This window comes from Pseudomonas sp. LBUM1656 (genome assembly GCF_059716065.1).
The window spans coordinates 5899642-5918062 of the sequence record NZ_CP166800.1 but is presented as its reverse complement, the minus strand read 5'-3'; the positions used below and the strand labels follow the sequence as shown (position 1 = coordinate 5918062).

The 18421-nt window shown below is 58.5% G+C and carries 15 protein-coding genes and 2 pseudogenes; 12 read left to right on the top strand and 5 right to left on the bottom strand.

Annotated elements, in window-relative coordinates; genetic code table 11:
* Positions 1–93: 93 nt before the first annotated feature.
* The 3 genes and pseudogenes from ACA072_RS26865 to ACA072_RS26855 all read right to left on the bottom strand — a co-directional run bounded on the left by ACA072_RS26865 (position 94) and on the right by ACA072_RS26855 (position 1185).
* On the bottom strand, positions 94–510 hold the full coding sequence (locus tag ACA072_RS26865) for a DUF3010 family protein (protein ID WP_497621673.1): 417 nt from the start codon (positions 508–510) through the stop codon (positions 94–96).
* A gap of 32 nt (positions 511–542) precedes the next feature.
* Positions 543–773: pseudogene (locus ACA072_RS26860) on the bottom strand (helix-turn-helix domain-containing protein); the annotation flags it as partial.
* Positions 774–783: 10 nt separating this feature from the next.
* On the bottom strand, positions 784–1185 hold the full coding sequence (locus ACA072_RS26855; RefSeq protein WP_131060644.1) for a lysozyme inhibitor LprI family protein: 402 nt from the start codon (positions 1183–1185) through the stop codon (positions 784–786).
* A gap of 236 nt (positions 1186–1421) precedes the next feature.
* Between ACA072_RS26855 and ACA072_RS26850 the strand changes: the two genes are divergently transcribed.
* The 11 genes and pseudogenes from ACA072_RS26850 to ACA072_RS26800 all read left to right on the top strand — a co-directional run bounded on the left by ACA072_RS26850 (position 1422) and on the right by ACA072_RS26800 (position 14464).
* On the top strand, positions 1422–2399 hold the full coding sequence (locus tag ACA072_RS26850) for a dipeptidase (RefSeq protein ID WP_008033250.1): 978 nt from the start codon (positions 1422–1424) through the stop codon (positions 2397–2399).
* 168 nt (positions 2400–2567) lie between these two features.
* Positions 2568–3098, top strand: a complete 531-nt coding sequence (locus ACA072_RS26845; protein WP_008033249.1) for a DUF5943 domain-containing protein — start codon at positions 2568–2570, stop codon at positions 3096–3098.
* Between the two features lie 15 nt (positions 3099–3113).
* Positions 3114–5174, top strand: coding sequence for a dimethylglycine demethylation protein DgcA (dgcA, locus tag ACA072_RS26840; protein WP_008151900.1), 2061 nt, complete (start codon positions 3114–3116; stop codon positions 5172–5174).
* A gap of 147 nt (positions 5175–5321) precedes the next feature.
* Complete coding sequence (gene dgcB / locus ACA072_RS26835; protein ID WP_497621671.1) at positions 5322–7271, top strand: dimethylglycine demethylation protein DgcB; 1950 nt, start codon at positions 5322–5324, stop codon at positions 7269–7271.
* Positions 7271–8491, top strand: a complete 1221-nt coding sequence (etfA, locus tag ACA072_RS26830; RefSeq protein WP_497621669.1) for an electron transfer flavoprotein subunit alpha — start codon at positions 7271–7273, stop codon at positions 8489–8491. The genes dgcB and etfA overlap by 1 nt, the downstream gene beginning before the upstream one ends.
* Before the next feature lie 15 nt (positions 8492–8506).
* Positions 8507–9277, top strand: coding sequence for an electron transfer flavoprotein subunit beta (gene etfB / locus ACA072_RS26825; RefSeq protein ID WP_047534320.1), 771 nt, complete (start codon positions 8507–8509; stop codon positions 9275–9277).
* Positions 9278–9421: 144 nt separating this feature from the next.
* Positions 9422–9988 carry a GNAT family N-acetyltransferase gene (locus tag ACA072_RS26820; RefSeq protein WP_497621667.1) on the top strand — a complete coding sequence of 189 codons (567 nt, stop codon included), beginning with the start codon at positions 9422–9424 and terminating at the stop codon, positions 9986–9988.
* Between the two features lie 79 nt (positions 9989–10067).
* Positions 10068–11237, top strand: coding sequence for a retropepsin-like aspartic protease (locus ACA072_RS26815; RefSeq protein WP_497621665.1), 1170 nt, complete (start codon positions 10068–10070; stop codon positions 11235–11237).
* Positions 11238–12177: 940 nt separating this feature from the next.
* Positions 12178–12370, top strand: a pseudogene (locus ACA072_RS26810) (metallophosphoesterase); the annotation flags it as partial.
* Positions 12371–12838: 468 nt separating this feature from the next.
* Complete coding sequence (locus ACA072_RS26805) at positions 12839–13609, top strand: hypothetical protein (protein ID WP_497621663.1); 771 nt, start codon at positions 12839–12841, stop codon at positions 13607–13609.
* Positions 13610–13684: 75 nt separating this feature from the next.
* Complete coding sequence (locus ACA072_RS26800; RefSeq protein WP_497621661.1) at positions 13685–14464, top strand: hypothetical protein; 780 nt, start codon at positions 13685–13687, stop codon at positions 14462–14464.
* A gap of 70 nt (positions 14465–14534) precedes the next feature.
* On the opposite strand, the gene gbca is transcribed toward ACA072_RS26800, so the two are convergent.
* A complete protein-coding gene (gene gbca, locus ACA072_RS26795; protein WP_046045311.1) occupies positions 14535–15830 on the bottom strand; it encodes a glycine betaine monooxygenase oxygenase subunit in 1296 nt (431 codons plus the stop codon).
* A gap of 440 nt (positions 15831–16270) precedes the next feature.
* On the opposite strand from gbca, the gene gbcB reads away from it, so the two are divergent.
* On the top strand, positions 16271–17371 hold the full coding sequence (gene gbcB, locus ACA072_RS26790) for a glycine betaine monooxygenase reductase subunit (RefSeq protein WP_497621659.1): 1101 nt from the start codon (positions 16271–16273) through the stop codon (positions 17369–17371).
* 134 nt (positions 17372–17505) lie between these two features.
* Here gbcB and ACA072_RS26785 read toward each other — a convergent pair whose 3' ends face one another.
* Positions 17506–18330 carry an SDR family oxidoreductase gene (locus tag ACA072_RS26785; RefSeq protein ID WP_497621657.1) on the bottom strand — a complete coding sequence of 275 codons (825 nt, stop codon included), beginning with the start codon at positions 18328–18330 and terminating at the stop codon, positions 17506–17508.
* Positions 18331–18421 lie beyond the last annotated feature (91 nt).

Genomic DNA, 18421 nt, shown 5'->3' with positions numbered 1-18421 from the left:
TGCTCGCGAATGCGGTGGATCAGACGACATCAATGTTGACTGATCCACCGCATTCGCGAGCAAGCCCGCTCCCACAGGGGAATTGCGTTTGGCTTACTTCTTCATCAGGGCAGAACACGCCGCCTTGTAAGCCTCATGCTGATACTTGTTCAGCGTCTCCGGCAGTGCAAAGTCAAACTTCTTGTTCTGCGCATTAATCGTCTGCGGTGACAGCAACGTCACCTCGCAACTCTCCAGCAACTGAAAAACGCCCTCGATCTTGAACGTGGTCGGCCCACCGGCAAATTCACCTTTCTTGCTGCGCTTCTTGATCGCGATCCGGTCGACGGAATTCTCACGCACAAACGACGCCACCTGAGCGGCAAACACTTTGACGTTCGCGGCTTCGTCGTCATCGTCGAGGGCGATTTTCTTGGTGGCCAGGGCGACGTGGCCAAGCGCCTGACCGTCGAGAGAAGCCACGGCGATGATCGCTTCACTGCCTTTGATTTCAATGCCGCAGATTTTCATTTCGATCCCTTTCACAAATGGTGGTGTGCAGCCTACAGCTCAAGTTGATTGGCCGTGATGCCAAACGCCGCGGCAATTTTCTCGCGGGTGGCCTTGCGAGGCTTCGCGACCGTCTCTTGCTGGGCAAAAGCAGGTTGAGAAATGCCCATGCGTTTGGCCACTTCGTCCTGTGTAAGGTTCAAGTGTTCGCGCCAGGCCTGAACAGGAAACGCTCCATCGACGATGCGGCTGACAACTTCGTGGGGGATCAAATCATTCTCCATATTTATGTTTTTACTCCTGCCCGATCGACTCCAAAAACTCCGACCGCTCATCACTCATCCGCGCCACGCAATCATTCTGCGCAATGGTGAACGCCTTGCTACCACTGGTCGCCGGAAACGCCTCAACCGCGCAATCCGCATCTCGTGTCTTCAACCACTGCTGTTGCGCGGCCTTGAGCTTGGCGGTGATGTCGGCCAGTTGCGCCTGATTCTTGCCGTAGGCCGTTTGCATGCGCTCGTTCAGGCTTTGATAGTTGTCTTTAAGTAAGTCTTCAGCGGTGGTTCGACTGTAGGCGGAGCATTCCAGGGTCTGGACGTCGTTTTCGACCTTGTCGCAGGGGTTGTCGTCAGCCTCTTCCGCCGCGTGTACGCCGGTCGCTATCAGTGCCAAAGCCAGGAAGATCGTTCTCATTGCGACGCAGCCCCTATTTTTCAGTGCCTATTCGGTTATGCAGCGAATTCTGGCCCAAGCAGCGGCCCTTGAACAGGTGGGCGATTGCGTCCATCAACGACCCTTTGTCGCGGATTGACGCTTTCGGCAAACCCCCTGTCGTTTTTGCACCCGGCTGCCCCCTCCCTCAGGCATATGCTGGCCCCAAAGCGCCGGCACACGATTCGGCGCATGAATCGCTAATAGGGGACAGCCTGATGAGCCCAGCCGAATTGCACGCCGACAGCATCGTTATCGACGGGCTGATTATTGCCAAGTGGAACCGTGAGCTGTTCGAAGACATGCGCAAAGGCGGTCTGACCGCAGCCAACTGCACCGTGTCGGTGTGGGAGGGCTTCCAGGCCACCGTCAACAACATCGCCGCCAGCCAGAAGCTGATCCGCGAGAACAGCGACCTGGTGATTCCGGTTCGCACCACCGCCGATATCCGCAAAGCCAAGGAGCAGGGCAAGACTGGCATCCTGTTCGGGTTCCAGAATGCTCACGCTTTTGAGGATCAGATCGGCTACGTCGAGGTCTTCAAGCAGCTGGGCGTTGGTATCGTGCAGATGTGCTACAACACCCAGAACCTGGTAGGCACCGGTTGCTATGAGCGTGATGGCGGCCTGTCGGGTTTCGGTCGTGAAATCGTCGCCGAGATGAACCGCGTCGGCGTCATGTGCGACCTGTCCCACGTCGGTTCGAAGACTTCCGAAGAAGTCATCCTCGAATCCAAGAAGCCGGTGTGCTACTCCCACTGCCTGCCGTCGGGTCTGAAAATCCACCCGCGCAACAAATCCGATGAAGAACTGAAGTTCATCGCCGATCACGGCGGTTTCGTCGGCGTGACCATGTTCGCGCCGTTCCTGGCCAAGGGCATCGATTCGACCATCGACGATTACGCCGAAGCCATCGAATACACCATGAACATCGTCGGCGAAGACGCCATCGGCATCGGCACCGACTTCACCCAGGGCCATGGCCAGGACTTCTTCGAATACCTGACCCATGACAAGGGCTACGCCCGCCGTCTGACCAGCTTCGGCAAGATCATCAACCCGCTGGGCATCCGCACCGTCGGCGAGTTCCCGAACCTGACCGAAACCCTGCTCAAGCGCGGCCACTCCGAGCGCGTGGTCCGCAAGATCATGGGCGAGAACTGGGTCAACGTTCTCAAGGACGTCTGGGGCGAATAAAACCCCTTTAAAGCAACGATTTCTGTAGCAGCTGCCGAGGCACGAGGCTGCGTTGCGGTCCGCAGGACCGCCCTCGGGGGCCGCTTCGCAGCCCAACGCAGCCTCGCAGGCTCGACAGCTGCTACGGCCACCTATCGCCTCAACATAATGAATTCCGGAGTTTTAACCATGGCCAAGATCGCCCCGCAATTGCCAATCGAAGTCGACAGCGAAACCGGTGTCTGGACCTCCGACGCCCTGCCGATGCTGTACGTACCGCGCCATTTCTTCGTCAACAACCACATGGGCATCGAGGAAGTGTTGGGCGCCGACGCCTACGCCGAGATTCTCTACAAGGCCGGCTACAAATCCGCCTGGCACTGGTGTGAAAAAGAAGCTGAATGCCACGGCCTGGAAGGTGTTGCGGTGTTTGAGCACTACATGAAGCGCCTGTCGCAACGCGGCTGGGGCCTGTTCAAGATCCAGGACATCGACCTCGACAAAGGCACCGCCAGCGTCAAGCTCGAACACTCGGCGTTCGTCTACGTGTACGGCAAGGTCGGGCGCAAGGTCGACTACATGTTCACGGGCTGGTTTGCCGGTGCCATGGACCAGATTCTGCAGGCCCGCGGCAGCAAGATCCGCACCGTTGCCGAACAAGTCTACGGTGGCTCCGAAGAAGGCCACGACGACGGTTTGTTCACCGTCAAGCCGTTGTAAGTCGAGGAACCCGCCATGGCTTTCGAAGCAATGTTCCAGCCGATCCAGATCGGCAAACTGACCATCCGCAACCGCGTGCTCAGCACCGCGCACGCCGAGGTCTACGCGACCGACGGCGGCATGACCACCGACCGGTACGTCAAGTATTACGAAGAGAAAGCCAAGGGCGGGATCGGCCTGGCGATTTGCGGCGGTTCCTCCAGCGTGGCCATCGACAGCCCGCAAGGCTGGTGGAAGTCGGTCAACCTGGCCGATGACCGGATCATTCCGCACTTCCAGAACCTGGCCGATGCCATGCACAAGCATGGTGCCAAGATCATGATCCAGATTACCCACATGGGCCGTCGTTCCCGCTGGGACGGCGAGCATTGGCCAACCCTGCTGTCGCCGTCGGGCATCCGTGAACCGGTGCACCGTGCGACCTGCAAAACCATCGAGCCGGAAGAAATCTGGCGGGTGATCGGCAACTACGCCAGCGCCGCAGCGCGGGCCAAGGCCGGTGGCCTGGACGGCGTCGAACTGTCCGCCGTGCACCAGCACATGATCGACCAGTTCTGGAGCCCGCGCGTCAACAAGCGTACCGACGAATGGGGCGGCAGCTTCGAAAACCGCATGCGTTTCGGCCTGGAAGTGATCAAGGCTGTGCGGGCCGAAGTGGGCCCGGATTTCTGCGTCGGCATTCGTCTGTGCGGCGACGAATTCCACCCGGACGGCTTGTCCCACGAGGACATGAAGCAGATCGCCAAGTATTACGACGACACCGGCATGATCGACTTCATTGGCGTGGTCGGTTCGGGCTGCGACACCCACAACACCCTGGCCAACGTGATTCCGAACATGAGTTATCCACCGGAGCCGTTCCTGCACCTGGCGGCCGGTATCAAGGAAGTGGTGAAGGCCCCGGTGCTGCACGCGCAGAACATCAAGGACCCGAACCAGGCGACCCGTATTCTGGAAGGCGGTTACGTGGACATGGTCGGCATGACCCGCGCCCACATCGCTGACCCGCACCTGATCGCCAAGATCAAGATGGGCCAGGTCGACCAGATCAAGCAATGCGTCGGCGCCAACTACTGCATCGACCGTCAGTATCAAGGTCTGGACGTGCTGTGCATCCAGAACGCCGCAACTTCCCGTGAATACATGGGCGTGCCGCACATCATCGAGAAATCGACCGGTGTGAAGCGCAAGGTTGTCGTCGTCGGTGCCGGTCCTGCCGGGATGGAAGCGGCTCGCGTATCGGCCGAACGTGGCCACGACGTGACCCTGTTCGAGAAAAAAGAATTCATCGGCGGGCAGATCACTACCGCTTCGAAAGCTCCACAGCGTGACCAGATCGCCGGTATCACGCGCTGGTTCCAGCTGGAACTGGCGCGTCTGAAAGTGGACCTGCGCCTGGGCGTGGCGGCGGACGCGGCAACCATTCTCGACCTGCGTCCGGACGTGGTGGTGCTCGCCGTCGGCGGTCATCCATTCCTGGAGCAGAACGAGCACTGGGGCGCGGCTGAAGGCCTGGTGGTCAGCAGCTGGGACATTCTCGATGGCAAGGTCGCACCGGGCAAGAACGTGCTGGTCTACGACACCATTTGTGAATTCACCGGGATGTCGACCGCCGACTTCCTCGCCGACAAGGGCAGCCAGGTCGAGATCGTCACCGACGACATCAAACCGGGCGTAGCCATCGGCGGTACGTCGTTCCCGACGTACTACCGCAGCATGTACCCGAAAGAAGTGATCATGACCGGCGACATGATGCTGGAGAAGGTCTACCGCGAAGGCGACAAGCTGGTGGCGGTGCTGGAAAACGAATACACCGGCGCCAAAGAGGAGCGGGTGGTGGACCAGGTCGTCGTCGAAAACGGCGTGCGTCCGGACGAAGAAATCTACTACGCCATGAAGGAAGGCTCGCGCAACAAAGGCCAGATGGACATCGAAGCCCTGTTCGCGATCAAGCCGCAACCTTCTTTGAGCCAGGCGGGCGACGGCTACTTGCTGTTCCGCATCGGCGACTGCGTGGCGCAGCGCAACACCCACGCGGCGATCTATGACGCGCTGCGGTTGTGCAAGGATTTCTAAGCCACGAACTGATCGTTCCCACGCTCCGCGTGGGAATGCCTCAATGGACGCTCTGCGTCCGCTGTTGGGACGCAGAGCGTCCCGGGCTGCATTCCCACGCGGAGCGTGGGAACGATCATTGACCCTGCGGTCTTTGGGAGCTCCACCATGTTGAACACCCTTCTTCCAATCCTGTTGTTCGCTGCCCTGGGCCTCGCTGTCCTCGGCGCGTTGCGGCGGGTGGCTATGTGGCGCCGAGGCCGGGCGTCGAAAGTCGACCTGATCGGCGGCCTGTTCGCCATGCCCAAGCGCTACATGGTCGATTTGCACCATGTCGTGGCGCGGGACAAATACATCGCCAATACCCACGTGGCCACGGCCGGTGGCGCGGTGGCGTCGGTCGTGCTGGCGATTCTGGTTCACGGTTTTGGCCTGCATAACCGCATTCTCGGTTACGCGCTGTTGTTGATGACGGTGGTGATGTTCGTCGGTGCGATCTTTGTGTACCTGCGTCGTCGCAACCCGCCGGCTCGCCTGTCCAAAGGGCCGTGGATGCGCCTGCCGAAAAGCCTGCTGGCGTTCTCCGCGAGTTTCTTCCTGTTGACCCTGCCGGTCGCCGGCATCCTTCCGGAAAACTTCGGCGGTTGGGTGGTGGCTGCGATCCTCGGCGTCGGCGTGCTGTGGGGCGTCTCGGAATTGTTCTTCGGCATGACCTGGGGCGGGCCAATGAAGCACGCCTTCGCCGGTGCTTTGCACCTGGCCTGGCACCGTCGCGCCGAGCGCTTTGGTGACGGCCGTTCCACCGGTTTGAAGCCGCTGGACCTGAACGACCCGACCGCGCCACTGGGCGTGGAAAAGCCCAAGGATTTCACCTGGAACCAGCTGCTCGGCTTCGACGCTTGCGTGCAGTGCGGTAAATGCGAAGCCGCGTGCCCGGCATTCGCCGCCGGCCAGCCGCTGAACCCGAAAAAACTGATTCAAGACATGGTAGTCGGCCTGGCCGGTGGCACCGACGCCAAGTTCGCTGGCAGCCCGTATCCGGGCAAAGCCATCGGCGAACACGCCGGCAATCCGCATCAACCAATCGTTAACGGGCTGGTCGACGCCGAAACCCTGTGGTCTTGCACCACCTGCCGTGCCTGCGTCGAGGAGTGCCCGATGATGATCGAGCACGTCGATGCCATCGTCGACATGCGCCGCCATCTGACTCTGGAAAAAGGCGCGACCCCGAACAAGGGCGCCGAAGTCCTGGAAAACCTGATCGCCACCGACAACCCGGGCGGTTTCGCCCCGGGCGGGCGGATGAACTGGGCGGCGGACTTGAACCTCAACCTGCTCAGCGAGAAGAAGTCTGTCGACGTGCTGTTCTGGGTCGGCGACGGTGCTTTCGACATGCGCAACCAGCGCACCCTGCGTGCCTTCGTCAAAGTGCTGAAAGCGGCCAAGGTCGACTTCGCGGTACTCGGCCTTGAAGAGCGTGACAGCGGTGACGTGGCCCGACGCCTGGGTGACGAAGCCACCTTCCAGCTGTTGGCTAAACGCAACATCCAGACCCTGGCCAAATACAGCTTCAACCGCATAGTCACCTGCGACCCGCACAGCTTCCATGTGCTGAAAAACGAGTACGGCGCCTTCGACGGCAACTACCTCGTGCAGCACCACAGTACCTATATGGCGGAAATCATCGGCGCTGGCGCCCTGAACCTCGGCCAGCACAAAGGCAGCAGCGTGACCTATCACGATCCGTGCTACCTCGGCCGCTACAACGGCGAATACGAGGCGCCGCGTGAAGTGCTGCGTGCCCTGGGAATCGAAGTGAAAGAGATGCAACGCTCCGGTTTCCGTTCGCGCTGCTGCGGCGGTGGCGGCGGTGCGCCGATCACCGACATTCCGGGCAAGCAACGGATTCCCGACATGCGCATGGAAGACATCCGCGAAACCGGCGCCGAACTGGTGGCCGTGGGTTGCCCACAGTGCACCGCGATGCTTGAAGGTGTGGTCGAACCGCGACCGCTGATCAAGGACATCGCCGAACTGGTGGCCGACGCATTGCTTGAAGACGCAGCGCCAAGCAAACCGTCAACACCGGCCCAACGTGAACCTGCGGAGGCCCACTGATGAGCGACATTATCCGCCGCGACCCCCGCGCCGAATGGATTGCCCGCAACCGCCTGCACCCGTTGCACGCGGCCATGCAACCGGCGCAACACAGCTGGATGGGCCCGAACGGCGTCATCCGCAAGAACCTGCATGGCATCGGTTTTATCGGCCCCAACGGCATCAAGCGCATCGACCGCAGCGGCGCTCAACAGGGCGGGGCGACCAAACGCTCGGCCACCGTTGAAGTCCAGTTGCCGCTGCATCAAGTGCCTGCACCGGCGTTCTACATCAGCGTGGTGCCGGACATGGTCGGCGGCCGCTTGAGCAGCCACGACCGCGACTTGCTGGGCCTGGCCCACCAGTTGGCCGGCAACGACGGCGCGGTATTGGCCGTGGTCTTCGGCGAACACAAGGAAAACGCCTTCGCCACCGCAGGCGTCGATCGCTTGCTGGTGCTGGATGGCGACGAATTCAGCGGTTATGCACCGGAACAACGGGTCCAGGGTCTGCGGGCTGTGGATAACCAGTTCAGCCCGCGTCACTGGCTGCTGCCAGACAGCCGCAGTGGCGGTGGTGAATTGGGTCGACGCTTTGCCGCCGCATTGGGCGAACGCCCGGCCACGCGGGTCTGGCAGGTCAAGGATCAGGAATGCATCGGCCGTGCCGGCGCTGGGTTGCAGGACCTTGCGCGCCCGGTTGCCCGCTTGATTCTGGCCGCCGTCGAATGCGCCGAGCCGGTCAGCGAAACCCGTCACGAAGCCTTGCCGGTGGAGTTATCCACAGCCGTGGCGCGCAGCTTGTCGCGTATTGAAGATTTGGGTGCTGTAGCGGTGGACCCGGCGGCGATTCCGATGGCCGAAGCCGAGTTCATCTTCTCCGGCGGCAACGGAGTCAAGGACTGGGGACTTTTCCACAGGACCGCCGAAGCGCTGGGCGCCACTGAAGGCGCGTCCCGGGTGGCGGTGGACGATGGCTTCATGGCCCGCGACCGCCAGGTCGGTGCGTCTGGTACGTGGGTCACCGCACGGGTTTACGTGGCGGTGGGGATTTCCGGGGCGATCCAGCACCTGCAAGGCATCGGTGCCTGCGACAAGGTGGTGGCGATCAACCTCGACCCTGGCTGCGACATGATCAAACGGGCCGACTTGTCGGTGATCGGCGAGAGTGCCGAGATTCTTCAAGCCTTGATCGCGGCGGTAGAGGCTTACCGCAACGAAGCCAAGCGCGATGCGGCTTAAGGAAAGGAAAGGGTTATGAGCACGAAAATCATCAGCCTGGTGTCCATCGGCGCCCATCCGACCTCCGGCCGGCCACGTCGTGCGGAACAGGATGCGCGGGCGGTGGAATTGGGTCTGCAACTGGCTGGGGATAACTTGCAAGTGCTGCATGCCGGTGATGTTGCGGAACCGGCGCTGCGCGCTTATCTGGGCATGGGCCTGGAACAACTGCATGTGCTCGAACAACCGGAAGGCGCCGATGCCTTGCCGGCATTGACCGCGTATCTGCGCGACGCCGGGGCGCAAGTGGTGCTGACCGGCAGCCAGGCGGAAACCGGTGAGGGCTCGGGCATGTTGCCGTTCCTGCTGGCGGAAAGCCTCGGCTGGCCGCTGGTGGTCGGGCTGGCTCAGGTGGAATCCATCGACGGCAGTTCGGCGCTGGTGCTGCAAGCGTTGCCCCGTGGTCAGCGTCGGCGGTTGAAGGTGCGGCTGCCATTTCTCGCCACGGTGGATAACGCCGCGCCGAAGCCTCGACAGAGCGCCTATGGCCCGGCGCGGCGTGGTGTATTGCAGGCCGATGAAGTCGAAGTGGTTGACGATGAATTGCTGGCAGTCGCCACCCTGCAACCGGCCAAGCCACGGCCTAAACGCTTGAAGGTGATCAAGGCCAAGAGCGGCGCGGACCGGATGAAAGCCGCGACGGCCAAGGCCAGTGGCGGGGGTGGTCAGGTACTCAAAGGCGTGACTGCGCAAGCAGGCGCCGAGGCGATCCTCAAATTACTGATCGAAGAAGGCGTTGTCCGCTAACTCAATTTCACCACTGTTCACTGTGGGAGCGGGCTTGCTCGCGAAGGCGTCGTGTCAGGCAATATTAATGTCGCTGACACACCCTCTTCGCGAGCAAGCCCGCTCCCACAGGTTGCTCGTGTCACCGATATTTATGGGGAAAAAATGGCCGTTGAATTCCGTTCGGCAGTGCGCGCCGATGCGCGGGAGATTGCGCGTCTGTTTCAAATCACCTCGGAGGGGGCTGCCGATTACATCTGGAGCCAACTGGCCCGGCCCGGTCAGGACCTGCTGGACGTCGGCGCCATTCGTTACGCCCGCGACGACGTGGATTTCTCCTGGCAGAACTGCCTGATTGCCGAGGCCGATGGCAACGTCATCGGCATGATGCACAGCTACGTGATGCGTCACGACCCACTGGCAGAGCCGACGACCGATCCGGTCCTGGCGCCCTACGCAAAGATGGAAATCCCCGACACCCTCTACATCTCCAGCCTGGCGCTGCACGAGGGCTGGCGTAACCTGGGCCTGGGCAAGCAATTCCTCGCCTACGCTTACGACCGTGCCAGCCAGCTTGGGCTCAATGGCCTGAGCCTGATCGATTACGCCGCCAACACCGGTGCTCGCCGCTTTTACGAGCGCCATGGCTTTCGTATCGTCGACACCTGCCAGATCACGCCCCATCCGATGATTCGGGTCACGGGAGAGGCCTACCTGATGTATCGGCCCTAGTGAGCTACATTTCTCTATGAGCGGCCCAGCGTGGCAGCAGCGCTAATTCATACAACGCGTTTTCAACAATGGGTTGAACATGAGCGCGGTCAGTCGGCGTGAGACATGTCTGATCTGTGCCGTGATGGTGCTGCTGGTGATGTCGAGGTTCTCATTGGCTGAGACCAGCAAAGAACCTGATTTTTACCAATGGCTGGCGTCGGAACCGGGACGAAAAGCCTCACTGGCGCAGATGAAGCAGCAGTGCGACAAGGTGTTGGCTGCTGATGAACACCTCAATTGTTCAGTGACCGTGCTTGCCCGAATCTTCGAGGTCAAAGCCGCCAACCAGCTTCCCGATTACTATCTGGCGACCAAGCGTCGTCATGCCCGGGCCATCGCCAACGACCCGGAACTCAACGTGTTGTTTTCCATGTTTGGGAACAAGTCGATCGCGACTCTGCGCACGGTCGGCGATTTTTCCGTGGAAAAAACCAGGCGCCGCGAGGTACTCGCGATTCACCCTTACCCCACTGACGATTACGTGGCTGACGAAGTGCTGCCTTATATCGATGTCGAAGCGGCCAACGGTTTCTCGTCACGCTTCATTCTGGACACCGGCGCCCCGCAAACCCGGGTCAACGCCGGCACCGCGAAGCTGATGGGGATCAAGTTGTTAACCGACTCTCACTATGGCTACAGCACGTTTTACGGTGAGCGCGACCTGTCGGCCAAACTCGGGATCCTCAAGTCGTTGAAGGTCGGCACAAGCGAGTTCAGCAATGTACTGGTGTTTGTCAGTGACCGGGACAACTTGCTGGGTCTGGACCTGATCGGCAAGCTGGGGCGCTTGAAACTCACGAAGAAAACCCTGGAGCTTAACGCCCGACCTCCCACCCGATGTGATTCACCGGTCACCTATACGCGCATGGACATCAATCAACGATTGACCATTGCCGCACGGCTGGATCGTCGGGCAACCCTGGGGATTATCGACACCGGCAACGTGGATTACCTGACGTCCGCCGCGCCGGGCAGCGCTCCTGTTCACGTCGCCGCCAGGCCCCACTACCAAACCTTCCAGGGCGAGTTGAATCTGTCAGGCCATACCGCGCCGGTCACTTATAAACACTACCCGAGCTTCACGATTCCGCCGTCGTTATTGGCGGGGCGCTACGTGCCTTCGATCTTGTTCGGGTGGCGCGCATTCGATGACTATGAGCTCCATCTGGACATCGACTCCGGTTTATCGTGTTTCAACAGGCGTTGAGCGGTTTTACCCACAATCCCTGTTAGCGCTTCTGTGGATAACATGTTCGCCCTTCGCTACACCCCATACAAAACAAGCCCTGCAACCCTTCGTACAAAAAACAACCAGTCTAACTAGCGGTTTTTCCACGCTTTTTCCTGAGGATAACTTTTTACGCCCGCCAATACTTGCCCCCAATCTCTGTTAGCGCATCTGTGGATAAGATGTTCGCTGTCCTCTACAGGCTATGTAAACCGGGCTTATCCGGTGGGTGATTAAAAAACGATCAAATCACTGTCTTAGTACGGAAAATTACCGGAAAACCTTGATTTACCGTGGTTTGCGCGGGTTTTCCACAGATTGATGAAAGTTGCCCCCAAAGTCTGTTGGCGCTTCTGTGGATAAGGTGTTCGCCATCTGCTGCAAGCCACGTGGAGCGTGCTCTGCAAGCTGTAGATCAAAAAACAACCAATCACTGTTCAAAACCCTGCTTCTGGATAAGTCACGGTTTTTATTCACTTTATGCGGAGAAATTTTCCAGCAGATCCACACTTGTCCCCATTAGCTGTGGGTGGAGGTGTGGATAACTTGTTCGCCAAACCCTGCAAGCCACGTCCCATATAGGCTGGAATGGAATAGATCAGATTTCATACAGTTCTAAGCCGCTGGCTTGACTTCGATCGGTCGCCTGTCTTCACTCACAGGGCATAAGGACAGCCGTCATTTATCCACATCTGGTTCAGGGAGAACGCGTGATGGCTGGCTAGCCACATCGCTCGCCCCCCGTTTTCCACGCAACCTGTGTGCCCTTCCCGGCGGCCTTGTTGCGCAAACGCATTCACCGGCACACCGCCAATCAGCGCGCTCGCCTATAGCGCCTGACCTTTTCCCGTACCGCCCGCACGCTGCTCTCGGCGCCACGCAAACAAGTGGCGCCGCCCACCCTCGGAATCACCGCCAACGAATTCCGTATGGCATTGCCAGCGAATTGGACGGGCACACTCGGGTGTCGTGGTCGGAAACCAAAAAATGCGCGAGATGAGGCATAGCCGGATCGGGTGTTGAATGGATATGTGAAGGTGCGGTTGGTGGGTGAGAACATTGAAGAGACGTTCATTGGGGAGGACGGCAGTGTGCGGTGGTCTTTCCGTTGAATGGAGGCGTGGGAAATGCTTTGGCGGTGCTGTGGATCAGTACTTCTGGCACAGAAGCGCAGCAACCGCTGAAGTTATCGCCAATTTCCCTGAAAGTAAAAAGATTAACTCCTTATGAGTCTATAAAGGCACATTGACAGCTCAGCACTCCGGGACTTTAATAACATTTGCAAAAAAAAGCACTGGAAGGATGCCCACTGCGTACTCGCAATTCTCAAGGAGACAGAGAATGAAAACTTACCGCATGACCTTCGTTTGCATACCGCGCTTTAACCGATATTCCCTGCCGCTGGCTTGAAACAATAAGTGCCGTCAAGCAGACGGTAAGTTTCAATTATTGTTATCGAAATAATATCGACTCCGTTCTTTAACTGCGCGCTGCCTGTGTGCGGTTTGTCAGCGAGGTCTGCCTGCCCGGCTGCGGTAGAAACGAGCGGCACCAACTTATTAACAATATGGAGCATTGTCATGAGTGTTATCGAAACCCACGTAGAGCGTCTGGCCTTCATTTCCAATCTTGATATTCCGGAATCGACCGGTGTCAGTGTCCGTGAGAAGTCTGCAGTTGTTCGCGCAAATGCTGATGAAAATGGCGCGGCGGTTGTGAAAGGAAGCGTTGTTTCTTTTGTCTCCGGACTCACTCCTCAAGCCAGGGATGACGTACAAAACAGCACGTTGTTGATGCAGCTGGCCGCCGACAAAAAGTTTGATCCTGATAAGCAAAAAGAAGATTGGTTCAAGTATTACACCGACGGCCTGGCGAATCTCGGCTGGGGGCGAGTGGCGACCGCTTACTCGGATTTTCAACCAACTAATACAAATGTCACGATGGATCAGGTCGTCCTGGAAATCCTTGCTCAGGTCGTTGCTCCGGAGTCGGCTCTTTATCTGGTGGTGTCGCAAACCTTCAATGCATTGAAGACAAACCCTAATAATCAAGGGGCGCTCAAACTTTTCGATAACAGCAGCACCAAAAGCGGCACGGGTACCTTCCAGATCCTGCCGGTTGCTCAGGACACTGGCGGCAACGTCATCATGGTGCTGACCTGCGTCAACGCGACCACTACCGTGCAATCCGGGAGCTTCCTGTTTTGGCACTGGAGCACATCATCTTCCCGGATGTATCGGGCTGCACAACAGATCGTTCTGAACGAGTCGGTATATAAGCAGGTTCGCCAGGCGGTTATCGATAAGCTCGGTGATAACGCCAAGAACTTTGTCAAAGACCTGGACATTTAATTGACCTGATAGCAGCCCGGCACTCAACGCCGGGCATGCTTACTTTGGTTTGTCATAATTCAAGGATGATTCGCCATGAATTCACCTGCCGCCGAAACTTATGTTGTTTCAGGTAATTTAATATCCGCCACGTCTTCGGTCACGGATCATACTGTCGTCGAAGATGTTGTCAATTCCAATCTGTTGTGCCAGTTGGCCGCGGATAAGAAGTTGACTTCGCGTTTTATTGATCCTGCAGAGTGGTTGGATTTTTATCGGAATTCGCTGGGGAAGGTGTTCTGGCAGATTACCAACTCCAATACCGTCAGTTATCCTGTGCCCGCACTTGTCCATTCACTGACAGTGATGAAAGTATTGGAGGCAACATTTTTCAAGACGCTGGATCGAGCGTTAATAAACAGTATTGAAGAAAGTATTGGTCTCTGGATTGATTTGCCTGAAGCCAGTGCGCCGTCGCTTTTGTTTAATGCCAAGACTCATATCGAATTGGATCCTGAACAAAAAGATCATCCGATACCGCAACCGGTATCCGTGGTCAATTTGCAGATCAGCATCATCCATGGCGGTAGCCGACTGTCGGTCTGCAGTGTTTATTTCAAGACTTCCGAGCTGGTTGCGTCGGATGTCTTTAATCAGAAGTTCGCAGTCAAGGCCTTGTTAGGGAATGTCAGTGTCAGTTCGTTCAAGGCCGAATTAATAGAATCAAACTATGCGGGTATTCGGCAGCAAATCATTGATAAGTTGGGCGATAAAAATATTCGGGAAAATATCATGCTGATTCCAGCCAATCTTGTTCCTCCTGAAGTTCAGACAAACACCAGCAGTCGCCAGGTTGTCGACAGCATGGATATCTGAATCGGTCGCAACGAAAAAAGGGCGCATGCGCCCTTTTTCACTGACTACTGATGAGGGGAGTCGAGGCGCTTTAGCCCTGTACCGGAACGCCTTTGAGGTAAGGCGCAGGTTCGGCCCCCAGGTTGTTCAGCAAACGCTCGCTGTACCAATCCACAAAGTTCACCACGCCAAACTCATAGGTCTTGGAATAAGGCCCTGGCTGGTAAGCCGTTGAGTTAATCCCGCGCTGGTTCTCTTCCGCCAGGCGACGGTCCTGGTCGTTGGTGGCGTCCCAGACCTGACGCATGCGCTCCACGTCGTAGTCCACGCCTTCGACCGCATCCTTGTGGACGATCCACTTGGTAGTGACCATGGTTTCCTGCGCGCTGATCGGCCACACCGTGAAGACGATGATGTGGTCGCCCATGCAGTGGTTCCACGAGTGCGGCAGGTGCAGGATGCGCATCGAGCCCAGGTCCGGGTTCTTGATGCGGCCCATGAGTTTGGCGCAGCCTTGCTTGCCGTCCAGAGTCATCGACACGGTGCCCTTGAGCAGCGGCATGCGCACGATGCGGTTACGCAGGCCGAAGCTGGCGTGAGCATAAGGAATCTTCTCGGCTTCCCAGGCAGCGGCGGAGGCGGCGACGTGGTCCTTGAAGGCCTGGTCGGCACGCGGGTCAGTGACGTCGTCCCATTCCAGCAGGGTTTTCAACAGTTCCGGGTGCGACGCGTTGCAGTGGTAGCACTCGCGGTTGTTTTCCAGCACCAGTTTCCAGTTGGCCTTTTCCATCAAGGTGGTGGTAATCGCCACCTTGGTGTTCTCCATGTCGTACGGTTCCATGTAATGGTTCAGCGTCGACAGGAAGTCATCAATGGCCGGCGGGTTCTCCGAGAGGCTGATGAAGATGTAGCCGCCAGCGGTCTTCACGTTCACCGGTTTGAGGCCGTATTCCTTCATGTCGAAGTCGGCGCCCATTTCGGTGCCGGCGAACAGCAGGCGACCGTCCAGCTCGTAGGTCCACTGGTGGTAGTGGCAGACCAGCTTGGCGACTTTGCCTTTTTCGCTGGTGCACAGCCGTGAACCACGGTGACGGCAAACGTTGTGGAACGCATGGATCACGCCTTCGGCACCGCGAATCACGATGATCGGATTCTTGCCGACTTGCAGGGTCAGGTAGTTGCCCTTGGTCGGGATTTCGCAAGCCATGCCGGCGATCAACCACTCTTTCTGGAAGATTTCCTGCATGTCGATATCAAACAGCCGCTCGTCAGAGTAAAACGGCTGCGGCAGCGAGAAAGTACGCTCGCGCTCTTGCAGCATCTGCGCGGTGGCCTTGCGTGCGGGTTCCAGCGGATCGCCCAGGCTGATTTTTGCGGTGACGTCCATCGATTTGATCCTCAAGGCCTTTCTGTGAGGCCGGCGAAAGTGGCTATGTGGCCGGTGTAGCGGGTTTGGGCGGGCAGGTCCGGCGCATGAAGTCCTGATCCTGCGTTGCCGCTCCTCCCCATAGCGAGCTATGAGTCGTCGCGGCGCCTTGGCTCAGAACTTCATGCATCCGAACCTGCTCCACCCAACCCCGCTACACCGGCCACCGGTTTGCTACGCAAGGTGTAAAGATTGTGTCTTGGTATGGAGCGAGTGTGGGGCCGGCGTTGGCCGGAACCTTATCCATGGGCGACATGGCCCAATCTGTTCCCGACGCGCAACCCCCGGTAGTTGGGGGCTGGTCGCGATAAGTATGTGAATGTCGCAGATAGGTAAATGGGTGGCTCGCGCTATACGCAGAATCGCCAACATAAGGCCGACCATCGGCGGTGGAGAACAGCATGTCCAACAGCTTCCTGAATCCGGTAACCACCCAGACCTGGGCCAACGGTCGACACATCGTCCGTTGCGTCAAAGTCATCCAGGAAACCTGGGATGTGCGCACCTTCTGCTTTATGGCCGACCAGCCGATTCTGTTCTTCTTCAAACCGGGGCAGTTCGTCACCCTGGAGCTGGAAATCGAAGGCGTGCCGATCATGCGCTCCTACACCATTTCCAGCTCGCCGTCGGTGCCGTACAGCTTTTCGGTAACGATCAAGCGCGTGCCGGGCGGCAAGGTGTCGAACTGGCTGCACGACACGTTGCATGAAGGTCAGGAGCTGGCGGTGCACGGGCCGGTCGGGCTGTTCAACGCCATGGACTTCACCGCGCCGAAGGTGTTGTACCTCAGCGGCGGCGTCGGCATTACGCCGGTCATGTCCATGGCCCGCTGGTTCTATGACACCAACGGCAACGTCGATATGGTGTTTATCCACAGCGCCCGCTCGCCCAAAGACATCATTTACCACCGCGAGCTGGAACACATGGCGTCGCGGATCGATAACTTCAGCCTGCACCTGATCTGCGAGAAGCATGGTCTGGGCGAGCCGTGGGCCGGTTATCGCGGTTACCTGAACCACAAGATGCTCGAACTGATGGCGCCGGACTTCCTCGAGCGCGAAGTGTTCTGCTGCGGCCCGACGCCGTACATGAATGCGGTCAAGCGCATGCTGGAAGCGGTCGGCTTCGACATGTCGCGTTATCACGAAGAATCGTTCGGTGCCACGCCGCCGGAAGCCCGTGCCGACGCGGTGGAACAGGCCGAAATTGCTGCGGACGCGCCGGAAGTCGATCTGGCGGACCTGCATCAAGTCGAATTTATCTCCTCCGGCAAGAGCATTCGCGTGGCCCCGGGTGAAACCGTGCATGCGGCGGCGGCCAAGCTCGGTCTGCTGATTCCCAAGGCCTGCGGCATGGGCATTTGCGGCACGTGCAAGGTACTGAAGCTGGGGGGCGAGGTCGAAATGGACCACAACGGCGGGATTACCGAGGAAGACGAAGCCGAGGGCTACATCCTGTCGTGCTGCAGCGTGCCGAAGGGCGACGTGCGGATCGAGTTCTAATACACGCCCAATAACCCTGTAGGAGCTGTCGAGTGAAACGAGGCTGCGATCTTTTGATCTTGCTTTTAAAAAGATCAAGATCAAAAGATCGCAGCCTCGTTTCACTCGGCAGCTCCTACAAGGTTGTGGATATCTCAATCGATAAACAGATCTGGCATCAGCTTGTCGTCGGTGCCGGGCTCAAAGCGGTAATGATCGAATTCGGTCACGCCGTGCTCCCGCAAAATTTCCTCATCAATCAGCAACCGCCCGGTGATGCTGCGACCGCTGCTGTCCAGAATCACATGTGCGGCATCCGCCATGATCGCGGGCGTGCGCGCATGTTTGAACGACTCTCGTGACCCCAGCTGAAACTCGATGGCAGCGGTGGCAATCATCGTCTGCGGCCACAGCGAGTTGACGCTGATACCGTAACTGGCAAATTCCTCGCTCATGCCTACTGTCAGCATGCTCATGCCGTATTTGGTCACGGTGTAAGGGCTGTACTGGGCGAACCATTTGCTCGCCAGATTCAGCGGCGGCGACAAGTTGAGGATGTGGCCGCTGCTCTTCTTCAAGTAGGGCAGGGCGGCCTGACTGCACAACAACACGGCGCGGGTGTTGATCTGGTGCATCAGGTCGAAGCGCTTGAGCTCGATGTGTTGCACCCCGGTCAACTTGATCGCCCCGGCATTGTTGATCAGCGCATCGATACCACCGAAATGTTCGTTGGCCTGGGCCAGTGCGTCACGCACCGCGACTTCATCGCGTACATCCACCTGTAACGCCAGCGCCTTACCGCCCGCGGCTTCAACTTCCTGCGCCACGCTGAAAATCGTTCCCGGCAATTTGGGGTGGGGCGCGGCGCTTTTCGCGGCAATCACAATATTGGCCCCGTCCCGCGCGGCCCGCAGTGCGATCTCGCGACCAATTCCGCGGCTGGCGCCGGTGATGAACAGGGTTTTGCCTTGTAATGACATGCGTACGCTCCTGATTATTGTTGTCTGAGCGGATAGAAGCGGCTCGCCAATCAATGTAGACCAACTTGTCTCCAGTGATCGTTCCCACGCT